The sequence below is a fragment of the Roseobacter cerasinus genome (assembly GCF_009811755.1).
Lineage (GTDB): Bacteria > Pseudomonadota > Alphaproteobacteria > Rhodobacterales > Rhodobacteraceae > Roseobacter > Roseobacter cerasinus.
Genome location: NZ_BLIV01000004.1, coordinates 130,616 through 143,743, shown reverse-complemented (window position 1 = coordinate 143,743; position 13,128 = coordinate 130,616). Strand labels below are relative to the sequence as shown.

The following is a 13,128-nucleotide window of genomic DNA, read 5'->3' as shown; positions in this document are numbered from 1 at the left end:
GGGTTGGTGGCGCCCGAACAAGCGCAAAAGCGACTTTTAGATCTCTGCGAACGGCCCGTAGAGGATCAGCGCGGGCTGGTTGCCAACATCCTGTTCCAACCGCCGGGCCAGGTCCGCCACGGTGGAGCGGTCGATGCTCTGGTCAGGTGTGCTGACGCTTTGAGCGAGGATCGCGGGTGTATCGGCGGGCAGGCCTTGCGCGTGCAGGGCCTCGAACAGACGCGGGAAGGTCCGTTTGCCCATGAAAACGACGGTTGAGGCGGAGGGATCAGCCAGCGCCTTCAGGTCGAGGTCCGGCGGCAATTGGCCCTTTGCGTCATGCCCGGTGACAAACTGCACCCGGCGCGCCGTCAGACGACGCGTGAGGGGAATGCCCGCAGCCGCCGCTGCCGCGCAGGCCGAGGGGATGCCGGGGATGATCTCATAGGGAATGCCCGCGTCGCGCAACGCGACAAGCTCTTCCTCCAACCGCCCGAACATGCCTCCATCTCCGGATTTCAACCGCACAACGCGCTGATCCATCTGCGCGTAGTCGACCAGAAGGCGGCTCACATGGTGCTGTTTCGGCGAGGGGCGGCCTGCCCGTTTGCCCACCCCAACCAGATCGGCCCCTTGTCGGGCGTGGCTAAGGATTGGCCCCGAGGAGAGGTCATCAAACAGCACCGCATCCGCCCGCTTCAACCGATCCACCGCCTTGAGGGTCAGCAGTTCCGGATCACCGGGGCCGGAGCCCACGAAGCTGACAAAGCCGGTCACGTGACTTCCTCCGCCGTGATCAGATGGAAGAAGGTGCCGCTGACATTGCCACGATGGGATCCGGTTTCCGGCACTGCGTTGCCGTCCGCATCCGCAACCTGTGCCAGCGGCGCGTCGGGCTGGTCGAGAATGGTGGAGTAATGAAATTCATGCCCGCGCAGCGCTGCCCCGGCCGTATGGCCGGGCAGCGGCGCCTCCAGCACTGCACGACGATACCCCAGATGGAACTTGCGCTTTTCATAGCTCGTCACCAGCCCCAGCAGACCAGCCATCAGATGCCGCTGCCCCTCCTTGTCGATCAACGCCTCGCCAAGGGCCATGTACCCTCCGCATTCGCCATGGATGGGCCGCGTTTCGGCGTGGGTGCGCAGGCCCTCCTGAAAGCGGCGAGCAGCAGCCAGCGTGCCTCCGTGAAGCTCGGGGTAGCCGCCCGGCAGCCAGACCAGATCCGCCTCCGGGTCCGGCGCCTCGTCATTCAACGGCGAAAACGGCAGAATTTCCGCTCCCGCCGTGCGCCAGCCTTTCAGCACATGCGGGTAGGTGAAGGAAAACGCCGCGTCCCGTGCCAGGGCGATGCGTTGTGCGGGCGGCTTTGGCAATCCGCCCTGCGCCACCGGCAAGGCCACGCCCCGCGCGGCTGCGCGAATGGCGGCGATATCTACATGCGCGCGCAGGAATGTTGCGTAGCCTGCAATCGCAGCATCCAGATCCGGATGTTCCACGGCCTGAATGAGGCCCAGATGCCGCTCCGGCAGGGTCAGATCCCCTCGGCGCGGCAGCACGCCGAGCACGGTCAGCCCCGCCTGCTCCATTCCCAACCGCGCCAGCCGTTCATGACGCGGCGAGGCGCAGCGGTTCAGGATCACGCCCGCAAAGGGCACATCGGGGTTGTAGGCCTGGAACCCCAGAGCCGTGGCCGCTGCCGACTGCGCCTGCCCGCTGACGTCCACCACCAGCACCACCGGCCAGCCCATGTGCTGCGCGGTCTCGGCGCTGCTGCCAAAGCCGCTTTGCCCTCGCGTGGCGACCCCGTCGTAAAGGCCCATGGAGCCTTCGCCGACGCAGATATCCGCCCCTGCGGCCTCAGCCGAGATGCTAGTCAAAAGCTGCTGCCCCATGGCCCAGCTGTCCAGATTGAAGGAGGCCCGCCCCGACGCCGCCTGATGAAACGCGGGGTCGATATAGTCTGGCCCAGATTTGAACGGTTGCACCTGCAAGCCATCGTCTGCCAAGGCCCGCAGCAGGCCCAGCATCACCGTGGTTTTACCAGTGCCTGAGGAGGGCGCGGAAATCAGGATACCGGGGATCTCAGTCATCGCCGTGGCTCCAGCTGGCCCAGGGGCTGTCGGCGGTTTGCGGGCGGTAGCGCCGGTCGTAGTCCGCCGCATAGAGGCAGCTTTCATCGAACCCTTCCCCCGCCAGCGCTGGACCAACAAGAATGAGCGCCGTGCGCGAGATACCTGCATCCAGGCGCGCGGCGATATCCGCGAGCGTGCCGCGCACGATCTGCTCATCGGGCCAACTGGCGCGGTAGACGACGGCGACCGGACAATCCGCGCCATAAGCCGGGGTCAGATCGCGCACCACCGCATCCAGGTTCTGGATCGACAGGTGAATGGCCAGCGTCGCTCCCGTCGCGGCGAAATTGGTCAGCGTCTCGCCCTTAGGCATCGAAGACGCGCGCCCCGGCGTCCGGGTCAGCACCACCGACTGCGCCAGACCCGGCAGCGTCAGCTCTGCGCCCAGCGCCGCTGCCGCCGCAGAGAAAGACGGCACCCCAGGTGTAACCGAGACGGGAATACCCAGCGCGCGCAACCGGCGCAACTGTTCGCCCATGGCCGACCAGACGGATAGGTCGCCCGAGTGCAGCCGCGCCACATCCTTGCCCGCCGCGTGAGCAGCACGGATCGCGTCAATGATCTCGTCCAGCGACATCGACGCGGTGTTCACGATCTCCGCGCCCTCGGGGCAATGGGCCAGGACCGCCTCGGGCACCAGCGACCCAGCATAGAGGCAGACCGGGCAGGCGGCGATCAGGTCGCGCCCGCGCAAGGTCAGAAGATCGGGGGCGCCCGGTCCGGCGCCAATGAAATGAACGGTCATGTGGCCTCTTGAATGGCAAGCGCGCAGGTGGCGAGTTTGTCGGCGGAAATCTGGCGGACGGTGAGCAGCCGCGCGCCCGGCCCGGCCGCCGCCAGCGCGGAGGCTTCGGCCACCGAACCGGTGCCAAATCGCACCCGCGACGCGTCGGAGTGCGTGGTTGTTTTCTGCTGCGCCAGAACGTCGGGCGGGATGGCCTTGATGGGCAGGCCCCGCTCTTCGGCAAAAAGCCGAAAGGCCTCTGCCATAGCCTTGTCGTCTACGGTGGCGAGCACCTCGGGCTCTGCCGCCTCGCAAGCCCGCGCAAAGGCGTCTTCGAGGCTACTGGCCGTCGCTCCCTTGCGAAATCCAAACCCTGCCGCGATCATAGCTCAACGCTCCATTGCACAATCGGGTAGCTGGCCTTCCAGCCACGCCTTGGCCCCAGTGGCTCCGAGCGGGCCAGCTCCAGCCGGAGCAGATCCCCGCCTCTCCGTGCCTGAGCTTGCAACAAAAGCGCCTCAGTCTCCAGCGTCACCGCATTGGCCACCAGCCGGGTGCCTGTGTCGAGGTGGGTTTCGAGCCAGTCCAACAGGTCGTGCGACAGACCGCCGCCTACAAAAACCGCCTGCGGTTTGGGCTGATCTTGCAGCGCGTCGGGTGCAGCACCGGTCACGACGCTCAGACGCTCCACGCCCAACCCGGTGGCGTTCTGCGCGATCCTCTTGGCCCGGTCGGCGCGTGGCTCAAAGCTGATCGCTTGCAATGTCCGATGGGTCAACAGCCACTCGATGGCGATGGAGCCGGAGCCACCGCCGATGTCCCAGAGCAACTCATGCGGCTGTGGTGCCAGCGCCGAGAGCGTCATGGCTCGCACCGGGCGCTTGGTGATCTGGCCGTCATGCTCAAACCAACTGTCGGGGCGACCGCCAGCCACTGGCAACGCAGCGCCCTCACCCTTGACCTCCACCGCCACACAAACCGGGTGCTGAAATTCACCCGTGCTCGGCGCATCGGCGGTGGTCGCCGTGATCACCTCCCGCGGGCCACCCAACGCCTGCAGCACATGGCAAGCGGAGGGGCCGAAGCCCTCGGCCACCAGATAGCTGCCCAGATCCTGCACCGCCGCCCCGTCGCGCAGTAGCAGGATCAGCCGCGCCTGCGGGGCCAAATGCGGGCGAAGTCGGGTCAGCGGGGCCGCGTGCAAGCCTAGACAAACCGTCCGCTCCAACGACCAACCAAGCTGGTTTGCGGCGAGGGCGAAGGTCGACGGCCCGGGCAGGCTGCGCCACTGGTCCGGTGCCAGATACCGCGCGAGCGTGGCTCCTGCGCCGAACCAGAACGGGTCACCCGAAGCGAGCACAACCACAGGCCTGCCGCGCAACTCCAACAGCGGCGCGATGCCATCGGCGAAGGGCACAGGCCAGGGCCGCGTCTCGCAGGGCAGATCGCCCAGCAAGGCCAGATGGCGCGGCGGGCCAATGACGATTTCCGCCGCCTCCAGCGCAGTTCGGCTTGCGGCGCCTAAGCCGTTCAGGCCATCTTCGCCCAGCCCTATGATCGTCAACCACGGAGCGTCAGACATGGAGCCAAACGTCCTTGTGCTGGGCGGCACCACCGAAGCCACGGCGCTTTGCCGGGCGATGGCTGAGGCAGACGTGCGCGGCACGATCTCCTTTGCCGGACGGGTCGCGCGGCCCGTGCGCCAGCCGCTGCCGCAAAGGGTGGGCGGGTTTGGCGGGGTGGGCGGTCTTGCCGATTACCTGCGCGCAGATCGCATCACCCATGTGGTCGACGCCACCCACCCCTTTGCCGCGCAGATGAGTCGAAACGCGATTGCGGCCTGCGCGGAGGCCAACGTGCCGCTCACCGCCCTGACCCGCGCGCCGTGGTCTCCCGAGGCTGGCGACCACTGGACCCGTGTGTCCGATATCGCAGGCGCCGTCGCGGCGCTGGACCGCCCGGCAGAGCGGGTCATGCTGGCCATTGGTCGCCTGAACCTCCCCGCTTTCGCACCGCATCCGCAGCATTGGTACCTGCTGCGCTTGGTCGACCCGCCCGAAGTGCCGCCGCCCTTCCCGGAGCATCACATCCTCGTAGATCGCGGCCCATTCGATGCCGCCACCGATCTGGCGCTGATGCGGGACCATCGGATCAGCCTCGTGGTCTCCAAGAACTCCGGTGGCAGGGGCGCCTATGCCAAGATCCTCGCCGCACGCGAACTGAGCCTGCCGGTGATCATGATCGACCGGCCCGAGCTGCCCAAGCGGCGCGAGTTGCATGGGGTGTCGGAGGTGCTGGACTGGGTCGCTCATGCCTCCATCGACCTCGGGGTGTAGACGATGGGCGCCCCATCCCGCGTAATGATGCGGGTGTTGGAGGCACCGACAATCACCATCGTGCGCATGTCGGCCATTTCGGGGCGGGTGTCGGTCAGCGGCACCACGCGGATCTCTTCCTCCGGCGTCGAAACAGCGCGCGCGAAGATCACCGGGCGGTTGTCGCCGCAAGCCTCCTTGAGGATATCCAGTGTCTTGGCAAAGCCCTCGGGTCGCGATTTGGAGCGCGGGTTGTAGAAGGCCATGGCGAAATCAGCCTCCACCGCCAGCCGCAGCCGCTTTTCGATCAGCGCCCAGGGTTTGAGATTGTCACTGAGGTTGATTGCGCAGAAATCATGCCCCAGCGGCGCACCCGCCCGCGCCGCGGCGGCCAGCATCGCCGTGATGCCTGGCGCCACGCGGATATCCAGCACGCGCCAGTTGGCTGGCCCCGCCTCCACGGCTTCGAACACGGCGGCGGCCATAGCAAAGACGCCGGGATCGCCCGACGAGACCACCACAACCCGGCGCCCCTCCGCCGCCATCTCCAAGGCATGGCGGGAGCGGTCCAGCTCGACCCGGTTGTCGCTGGCGTGCAGGCGCAGGCCGGGGCGCTCCGCCACGCGCGCCACATAAGGAATGTAGCCCACTACATCCGTCGCTTCCGCCAAGGCGCGGCTGACCTCTGGTGTCATCAGGTCGGGATCGCCCGGGCCAAGGCCCGCAATAACAAGCCAGCCGCTCATGGCCGGCGGCCCTGCCCGTGCACCACGATGATGGAGAAATAGGGCGTGACCTTGTCGCCCGCCTCGGCCAGCTGCTGCACCGTCTGGTTGGGCATGCTGGCGTATTCGATCAACCACGCGCGGTCATATAGATCCGCTGCCTTCAAGGCGGAGGTGACTTTATCGAAATGCCGCCCGATCTTCATCACCACCACCGCATCGCTGCGCATCATGGCCTCGGTGAGGGTCTCTTTCGGCAGCGTACCCATCAGCACTGTGAGGATATCATCCCCCCAGGTCACCGGTTGGCCCGTCGCCGTCCAGGCCCCTGACATGCCCGTGATCGCTGGCACCACCTGCACTGGCACCTCGTCCTTGAGCCGGGTGTAGAGGTGCATGAAGGAGCCGAAAAAGAACGGATCCCCCTCGCAGAGCACAACGACATCTTCGCCCTGCCCGACCAGCTGTTTCAGGTGGTCCGTGCAGCTGGCATAGAAGCCCGAAAGCGCGTCATTGTAGGCCGGGTCAGTCACCGGGATTTCCGTGGTCACCGGATATTCCATGGGGAATTCGACCACATCGGCGTGCAGCAACCCCTCGACGATGCGCCGCGCCTGACCGGAGCGGCCCGCCTTGCGAAAGAAGGCCACATGCCGGGCGCCCCGCAACAGACGGTCTGCCCGCACGCTCATCAGGTCCGGATCACCGGGGCCGAGGCCGACGCCATAGATCGTGCCGGTGCTCATTCCGCCCGGCTCGCGATGGCGTTGATGGCGGCAACGGTGATGGCGCTGCCGCCCAAGCGGCCCTGCACGATGCAGCAAGGCACCGGCTGATCAGCCCAGAGCGCATCCTTGCTTTCCACCGCCCCCACGAACCCCACGGGGCAACCGATAATCGCGGCAGGGCGCGGGCAGCCTGGGTCTTGCAGCATGTTCAATAGGTGGAAAAGCGCCGTGGGCGCGTTGCCGATAGCGACGAGCGCGCCCTCCAGATGCGGGCGCCACAATTCAAGCGCTGCGGCAGAGCGGGTGTTCTGCATCTCAGCGGCCAACGCGCGCACGCCGTCATCATGCAGGGTGCAGATGACGGTATTGTCCGCAGGCAGACGTGGACGCGTGACCCCTTCGCTGACCATGCGGGCGTCACAGAGGATCGGCGCGCCGCCCTCCAGGGCCGTGCGCGCCGCAGCCGCAAAGCCCGGCGAAAAGCGGATATGCTCTTCCAGACCCACCAGACCGGCGGCATGGATCATGCGCACAGCGATCTGCTCTTCATCGGGTGAAAAGCGCGCCAGGTCGGCCTCAGCCCGGATCGTCGCGAAGGACTGTTTATAGATCGCGGCGCCGTTTGTTTCGTAGACGTAAGTCATGGGGTGGTCTTCAATTCCGCCAATATCTCATCGGGCCGGAGCCCGGTTTTTTCAGGGGCATCCCACGCATGACCCTGCCGGACAAGGTCAAAACGCCCGTCGCGCCCGATCAGTGTGAGATCAGCCCGGCCCCGGCGCGCGCAGCCCTTGGCGCAGCCTGAGACATGCACGCTGCCCTGCGTGACGGTGGCCAGTTGCCGGGCGAGGGCCCGTGTCTCAACCGTCGCGCCGGTGCAGAAGGGCGCGCCTGCGCAGGCGTCGGCGCGCATCATTATCTCAGCGGTCGGAAGGTCGTCACAGCGCTCGGGGGCAGCGCCGTCCAGCACAATCCGGCGCCATGGCGTGACCCGCAACGCCTGCGCGCCCGTCTCCACCATCCAACGCGCCAGGCTTGCCGCTTCGAACTGACCAAACTCCGCGCCGACCACGGCACCGAGCGGGTGCATTCCGGGTGCAGGGCGCGGACCACCGGGCAGCGGGGTCACTTCGCGCCACGCGGCGGGCAGGGCCACCCGCCGCACAACCGCACGCATCCTCCGCTCCTCAGCCGTGCGCTGCGCCGCAAACCACCGCGCCATATCCAGAACGGCCGCGCCGATCTCTGGCTCGGCCACCGGCTTGCCCCGGTCGGCGCCGTCCGCCCGGACACACCAGCCCTGCGCCGACCGTTCAACGCGAATATCAGCGGAGTCCTCCTGCAAGAGCGGCGCGGGGCCAGCATCCACCGCAAGGCCAAACTTCGCAGGTAAATCAGGCAGTTGCACGAGACGGCTCAGCAGGTCTCGCGTGATCCGGTGAGTCGCATCGCCGTCCTGCCAGAACGGGGTCACCAACACATTGCGACGCGCTTCAAGCTCCGGCGACAGATCCAGCAGCCCCAAGTCATCCAAAGCCTGCAATAGCGGCATCTGCCCCTGCTCCGACACGCCCCGGATCTGAAGATTTGCCCGGTTGGTGAGGTCGAGCACCCCGCTTCCATAGGTCTGTGCCGCCTCACAAAGCCCCTGCACCTGCACCGCGTTGAGCCGTGCGAAATAGGGCCGCACGCGGACGATCAGACCGTCGCCCGACATCATCGGGCGATGCGCGCCGGGGCACCAGCCCTTGACGGCGGGCGCCACACTCACTGTGCCGCCTCCAGATGCGCAAGGATGGAATTGCGCCGGGTTTGCCAGAGACCTGCTGCGTGCAGCTCGGCAAAGCGGGCCACCATCGCCGCGTGTGCCTCGGGGTTCGCGTCCTGCAGGAACTGGTCGGTCTCGGCATGGCCGAGGGTCGCATCGTGATAGAGATCGAAGAGATGCGACGAGACCGCGCCCGCCAACTGCGCAAAGGCCGCCATATGATCGAGTGTTGCGGCAATCTCGGCAGCACCCCGGAAGCCATGGGCGCGCATGCCCGCGACCCAAGCCGGGTTCGCAGCGCGCGCCTGAACGACGCGGGCGATCTCTTCCGGCACGGCGCGGGCGCGCGGGCGCGCGGGGTCGGTGGTGTCGAGGTGATAAAGCGCGGCCTGCCCGCCGGTGACCGCTTGGGCCGCGGCAAACCCCGCCTCATGCGCGGCGTAATCAGCGGCGAGCAGCAGGTCGGTCTCCGGCAGGTCCTGCGCGTGTACAAAGCTGTCGGCCTGGGCGACGCGGGCGCGGATGCCGGGGCTGTGGTGGGCTGCCTTCTCGCCATCGAGCGCCCAGGCGCTGGCGCTCAGCCAGGCCTCGCCTGCCGCGGCGCGCCCCTCGCTGGTATAGGTGTCCAGCGCGTCAGCCATGCCGACGCCGAAGCGACCCGGTTGAGGCCCGTAGACGCGGGCGAGGTCGGCGCGGCCGACATAGGGGTTCCAATCCGGCGCCTCGTCGCGGTTCGCGAGGGCACGGACCGCTTGCCCGAAGAGCGCCGAGAGCGTCGGGAAGACGTCGCGGAAGAGGCCGGAGACGCGGAGCGTGACATCGATGCGGGGGCGGTCAAGCTCGGTGATCGGAAGGACCTCGATGCCAGAGACCCGCTCGGAGCCCGCATCCCAGACGGGCCGCGTGCCCAGCAGAGCAAGAGCCATAGCGAACTCCTCGCCGGCTGTGCGCATGGTGGCGGAGCCCCAGAGGTCCACGATCAGCCCACGCGGCCAGTCGCCCACGTCCTGCAAATGGCGGCGGATCAGCTCGTCGGCCAGGGTCACGCCCTGCGCATAGGCGGCGCGGGTGGGGACGGCGCGCGGATCGGTGGTGTAGAGGTTGCGACCTGTGGGCAGCACATCCATGCGGCCCCGGTAGGGCGAGCCCGATGGCCCCGCGGGGACACGGCGACCGTCAAGCGCGTCCAAAAGGGCCTGCCGCTCAGCAGCGACGGAGAGGCTGGTCTCGAACGGGGTCGCTGCGCGGGCGGGCCGGCCCCAGATGTGCAGGCCTTCGCCGAACTGCATCTCTTTGATATCGCAGACAAAATGGTCGATCCGGGTGATCGCCTCGGCATTGCATCCGGCGCGATCAAGGCCGAGGTCGTCCTCGACGCCAAGCGCCTGTGCCTCGTCGCGGATATCCACCTGCAGCCGGTCGCGGCGGCGGGGGTCGAGCCCATCGGCGTTGGAGAATTCGTCAAGCAAGGCTTCAAGCCGCACCAGCCGGTCGGGTGTGCCGCTGGCGCGCAGGGGCGGCGGCACGTGGCCCAGCGTGACAGCGCCGATGCGGCGTTTTGCCTGCGCGGCCTCACCCGGGTCGTTCACGATGAAGGGATAGATCACCGGCAGCGCGCCCGTCAGCACCTCGGGCCAGCACGCCTCTGACAAGGCGACGGATTTTCCGGGCAGCCACTCCAACGTGCCATGGGCGCCGATGTGCACAAGGGCGTCCACCTGCGTCTGGAGCCAGAGGTAAAAGGCCACATAGCCGTGGCGCGGCGTGCGCGAGAGATCGTGGTAGTCATCGACGCGGCGGTTAGGGTGGCCGCGCTCGGGCTGCAGGGCGATGATGGCCTGACCCGCCTCGGTGACCGGGAAATGGAAGGCGCCATCCTGCACCATCGGGTCGTCTTCGGGGGCGCCCCAAGCGGCCTCCAGATCGGCCTGCAGGCGTCGCGGCAGGCAGGCCAGAGCGGCGCGATACGCGGCCAAAGTCCAACGTCGGTGTAACGTCGATGTCACGTCGGTATGACGTCGGTGCGATGTCGGTATCGCGTAGCCCGCGTCGCGCAGATCATCAAGGATCGCCTGCGCCGAAGCGGGCGCGTCGAGGCCAACGGCGTGGCCCCGGTTCCAGTCTTTGCCCGGGTAGGTGGAGAGCAGAAGCGCGATCCGGCGCTCGGCCACGGGCGTGCGGGCGAGCGTCAGCCAGCCGTGCACGCGATCCGCAATTGCAGCGATGCGGTCGGGCACCGGCGCGTGGGCATAGCGGGAAAATTGCAGTTGCGGATCACGCTGCCCCGGCTCCTTGAAGGAGGCGACGCCCGCCATGATCCGGCCATCGACTTCCGGCAGCACCACATGCATGGCGAGGTCGGCGGGCGAGAGGCCGCGTTCGGCCTCGGCCCAGGCGTCGCGGGTGGAGGTGGCGAGGGCCACCTGGAAGACAGGGACCCCGCCCGCGTCGAGCGGGGACGTGCCATCGTCGCCTTTGCCGCTGAAGGCGGTGGCGTTGATTATGGCGGCGGGGGCCAGATGTGCCACCTGTCGGCGGAGCCAGCCTGCCGCCTCGGGGGCTTTCAGGGATGGCGCGAAGAGGCCCAGCACCTCGTAGCCGCGCGTGCGGAAGGCCGTGAAGAGCGCCTCAATGGGCGCGAGGTCAGCGGCGACCAGATAGGAGCGGTAGAAGGTGATCAGCAGGCGGGGTTTGTCGGATGCGGCCAGCGTCAGGACCGGGCAGGTCACCCCATGCTCGGGCGTCCAGGCGCCGACCGTTGGCAGGGATTTCGCGCCGCGCACGGGCCCCGCGTAGAGCCCGGCGGCCAAGGCCATCTGCGCCAGTGCGGCCTGGGCCGCCACCACGCCACCGGTGTCGCAGAGATGCGAGAGCCGCCGCAGGGTCGACACCGGCAGGGTGGCATAGTCGTCAAGCCGTGTGTCCACGCGCCCGTCGGCGGGCAGCACGGCGAGGGCGATGCCCTTCCGCTCGGCCAAGGCACGCACCTGCTGCAAACCGTAGGACCAATAGGGCACGCCGCCGATAAGGCGGATCAGGATGCCCTGCGCGCCCTCAAGCGTTTGTTCGACGTAAGTATCAACGGAGAGCGGGTGTTTCAGCGCGGCGAGGTTGGCGAGCCGCAGCGTGGGCAGCCGCCCCTCGGGCCCGCCGCCGCGCCGCCAGGCTTCCGCGAAGGCGCCAAGGTCGCTGTCAGAGAAGGAGAGCACCACCAGATCGCCGGGCGTCTGCCCCAGATCGGTGGGCGTCTCCGTCTCTTCGAGCCCGTGGCTTTCGCGGAAGACGACGTGCATGGGTTACTCGGCAGGCTCAGGCGCGTGCACGCCCAGAACGCTCTCAATCGTGGCACGGTTGATGTCGTCATGCTCGGCGATCACCACCAGACGCCCCTGCCGCGCTTCACCCGCTTGCCACGGGCGGTCGTACTGGTGGCGCACGCGGGCACCGACAGCCTGGACCAGCAGGCGCATGGGTTTGCCGGTGACGGCGGCGTAGCCTTTCACGCGGAGAATGTTGTGATCGTTGGCGAGCCTCTCGACGGCGCGCACGAGGTCGGCGGGATCGGCCAGTTCGGGGATGTCGACGACGATGCTGTCGAAGTCCTCATGGTCGTGGTCATGGGGCGCATCGTGATGGCTGGGGCGCGCGTCCATGTCGTCTTCCGCCGCCGCCTCCAGCCCGAGGATCACGCGGGGGTCAACCACGCCTTCGGCGACTTCGACCACGGGCAGCGGGCGGGGGGCTTCGGCGGCGATGATCTCTTTCGCCTTGGCCACGCCTTCTGGCCCCGTCAGATCCGGCTTGGTCAAAAGGATGATGTCGGCGCAGGAGATCTGATCCTCAAAAACCTCCGAGAGCGGGGTTTCATGGTCGATGCTGTCATCGGCTTCGCGCTGCGCGTCCACAGCGGCCACATCTGGCGCGAAACGTCCTGCGGCGACGGCTTCGGCATCGGCCAGGGCGATCACACCGTCCACGGTGATCTTGGAGCGGATGTCGGGCCAGTCGAAGGCTTTCAGCAGCGGCTTCGGCAGCGCGAGGCCCGAGGTCTCGATCAGGATGTGATCGGGACGCGGGTCGAGCGCCATGAGCGCCTCGATGGTTGGGATGAAGTCATCGGCCACGGTGCAGCAGATGCAGCCGTTGGCCAGCTCCATGATGTTCTCGGCCGGGCAATCAGGGATCGCACAGGACTTCAGGATATCGCCATCGACGCCCACATCGCCGAACTCGTTCACAACGACCGCGAGGCGTTTGCCGCCCGGGTTTTGCATCAGTTGGCTGATCAGCGTGGTCTTGCCCGAGCCGAGAAAGCCGGTGATCACGGTCACGGGGAGTTTGGCAAGGTCAGTCATGTGTCGTCTCCAGCGGCGGGATGCGCGCGATGCAGTTGCGTTTGAAGTGCTCCGGGCGCTCGCGCCACGGGATCAGCCCGTCTTGCGTCGCTGTGTAGCGGGCCGCACCGTCGAGCAGCATGTCGGCATGCGACACTTCATCGACGTTTCCGTAGATATACGTCCAGCGGTCACCGCCCCTGAGTGCCACGGTGCAGCCGTGATCGCAGTTCTGCAGGCACTCCACCGCCCGAAGCCGGATGCCGTCGGGCAGCGTGTTGGCGGCCAACGTGTCATAGAGCCGTTGGCCCGGGCGGCGGTCGTTTTCGGGCATCTCCTGCCCGCGGCGGCATTTGATGCAGACCAGAAGTTCGGTTGGAGGATCAGGCTCGGTTGCCGTGAATGTCATAGTCCATGTCC

The 13,128-nt window shown here is 67.5% G+C and carries 13 protein-coding genes; 1 reads left to right on the top strand and 12 read right to left on the bottom strand.

Features of this window, described 5'->3' with window-relative positions:
• Positions 1–36 precede the first annotated feature (36 nt).
• From cobA to cbiE, 5 genes are read right to left on the bottom strand one after another with little or no spacing between them, the layout of a single operon-like run.
• Complete coding sequence (gene cobA, locus So717_RS11725) at positions 37–756, bottom strand: uroporphyrinogen-III C-methyltransferase (RefSeq protein WP_159977462.1); 720 nt, start codon at positions 754–756, stop codon at positions 37–39.
• Entirely contained in the window at positions 753–2,072 is a 1,320-nt protein-coding gene (locus So717_RS11720) for a cobyrinic acid a,c-diamide synthase CobB (protein WP_159977460.1), read from the bottom strand. The genes cobA and So717_RS11720 overlap by 4 nt, the downstream gene beginning before the upstream one ends.
• Positions 2,065–2,859, bottom strand: a complete 795-nt coding sequence (gene cobM, locus So717_RS11715) for a precorrin-4 C(11)-methyltransferase (RefSeq protein WP_159977459.1) — start codon at positions 2,857–2,859, stop codon at positions 2,065–2,067. The genes So717_RS11720 and cobM overlap by 8 nt, the downstream gene beginning before the upstream one ends.
• On the bottom strand, positions 2,856–3,224 hold the full coding sequence (locus So717_RS11710; RefSeq protein WP_159977458.1) for a cobalamin biosynthesis protein: 369 nt from the start codon (positions 3,222–3,224) through the stop codon (positions 2,856–2,858). Before So717_RS11710 ends, cobM begins: the two co-directional genes overlap by 4 nt.
• On the bottom strand, positions 3,221–4,420 hold the full coding sequence (gene cbiE, locus So717_RS11705) for a precorrin-6y C5,15-methyltransferase (decarboxylating) subunit CbiE (RefSeq protein ID WP_159977457.1): 1,200 nt from the start codon (positions 4,418–4,420) through the stop codon (positions 3,221–3,223). Before cbiE ends, So717_RS11710 begins: the two co-directional genes overlap by 4 nt.
• Between cbiE and So717_RS11700 the strand changes: the two genes are divergently transcribed.
• On the top strand, positions 4,419–5,174 hold the full coding sequence (locus So717_RS11700) for a cobalt-precorrin-6A reductase (RefSeq protein WP_159977456.1): 756 nt from the start codon (positions 4,419–4,421) through the stop codon (positions 5,172–5,174). The two genes, cbiE and So717_RS11700, sit on opposite strands and share 2 nt — an antisense overlap.
• Here the strand turns inward: So717_RS11700 and cobJ are convergent.
• From cobJ to So717_RS11665, 7 genes are read right to left on the bottom strand one after another with little or no spacing between them, the layout of a single operon-like run.
• On the bottom strand, positions 5,147–5,899 hold the full coding sequence (gene cobJ / locus So717_RS11695) for a precorrin-3B C(17)-methyltransferase (RefSeq protein ID WP_159977455.1): 753 nt from the start codon (positions 5,897–5,899) through the stop codon (positions 5,147–5,149). The two genes, So717_RS11700 and cobJ, sit on opposite strands and share 28 nt — an antisense overlap.
• The gene (gene cobI, locus So717_RS11690) at positions 5,896–6,624 is read right to left on the bottom strand and encodes a precorrin-2 C(20)-methyltransferase (protein WP_159977454.1); all 729 of its coding nucleotides are present in this window, start codon (positions 6,622–6,624) and stop codon (positions 5,896–5,898) included. The genes cobJ and cobI overlap by 4 nt, the downstream gene beginning before the upstream one ends.
• Positions 6,621–7,250, bottom strand: a complete 630-nt coding sequence (locus tag So717_RS11685; protein WP_159977453.1) for a precorrin-8X methylmutase — start codon at positions 7,248–7,250, stop codon at positions 6,621–6,623. The genes cobI and So717_RS11685 overlap by 4 nt, the downstream gene beginning before the upstream one ends.
• Positions 7,247–8,377 (bottom strand): ferredoxin-like domain-containing protein, encoded by a 1,131-nt coding sequence (locus So717_RS11680; protein WP_238840868.1) that lies wholly within the window; start codon positions 8,375–8,377, stop codon positions 7,247–7,249. Before So717_RS11680 ends, So717_RS11685 begins: the two co-directional genes overlap by 4 nt.
• On the bottom strand, positions 8,374–11,667 hold the full coding sequence (gene cobN, locus So717_RS11675) for a cobaltochelatase subunit CobN (protein WP_159977452.1): 3,294 nt from the start codon (positions 11,665–11,667) through the stop codon (positions 8,374–8,376). Before cobN ends, So717_RS11680 begins: the two co-directional genes overlap by 4 nt.
• Before the next feature lie 3 nt (positions 11,668–11,670).
• Positions 11,671–12,729 (bottom strand): cobalamin biosynthesis protein CobW, encoded by a 1,059-nt coding sequence (gene cobW / locus So717_RS11670; RefSeq protein WP_159977450.1) that lies wholly within the window; start codon positions 12,727–12,729, stop codon positions 11,671–11,673.
• Positions 12,722–13,117, bottom strand: coding sequence for a DUF1636 family protein (locus So717_RS11665; RefSeq protein WP_159977447.1), 396 nt, complete (start codon positions 13,115–13,117; stop codon positions 12,722–12,724). The genes cobW and So717_RS11665 overlap by 8 nt, the downstream gene beginning before the upstream one ends.
• Positions 13,118–13,128: the final 11 nt, after the last annotated feature.

Excerpts from the sequence above, each read along its gene's own strand:
- cbiE (WP_159977457.1), bottom strand. The coding sequence starts at position 4,420 with ATGTCTGACGCTCCGTGGTTGACGATCATAGGGCTGGGCGAAGATGGC.
- cobN (WP_159977452.1), bottom strand. The coding sequence starts at position 11,667 with ATGCACGTCGTCTTCCGCGAAAGCCACGGGCTCGAAGAGACGGAGACG.
- cobJ (WP_159977455.1), bottom strand. The coding sequence starts at position 5,899 with ATGAGCGGCTGGCTTGTTATTGCGGGCCTTGGCCCGGGCGATCCCGAC.
- So717_RS11710 (WP_159977458.1), bottom strand. The coding sequence starts at position 3,224 with ATGATCGCGGCAGGGTTTGGATTTCGCAAGGGAGCGACGGCCAGTAGC.
- So717_RS11665 (WP_159977447.1), bottom strand. The coding sequence starts at position 13,117 with ATGACATTCACGGCAACCGAGCCTGATCCTCCAACCGAACTTCTGGTC.
- So717_RS11700 (WP_159977456.1), top strand. The coding sequence starts at position 4,419 with ATGGAGCCAAACGTCCTTGTGCTGGGCGGCACCACCGAAGCCACGGCG.
- So717_RS11720 (WP_159977460.1), bottom strand. The coding sequence starts at position 2,072 with ATGACTGAGATCCCCGGTATCCTGATTTCCGCGCCCTCCTCAGGCACT.
- cobM (WP_159977459.1), bottom strand. The coding sequence starts at position 2,859 with ATGACCGTTCATTTCATTGGCGCCGGACCGGGCGCCCCCGATCTTCTG.
- So717_RS11685 (WP_159977453.1), bottom strand. The coding sequence starts at position 7,250 with ATGACTTACGTCTACGAAACAAACGGCGCCGCGATCTATAAACAGTCC.
- cobW (WP_159977450.1), bottom strand. The coding sequence starts at position 12,729 with ATGACTGACCTTGCCAAACTCCCCGTGACCGTGATCACCGGCTTTCTC.
- cobI (WP_159977454.1), bottom strand. The coding sequence starts at position 6,624 with ATGAGCACCGGCACGATCTATGGCGTCGGCCTCGGCCCCGGTGATCCG.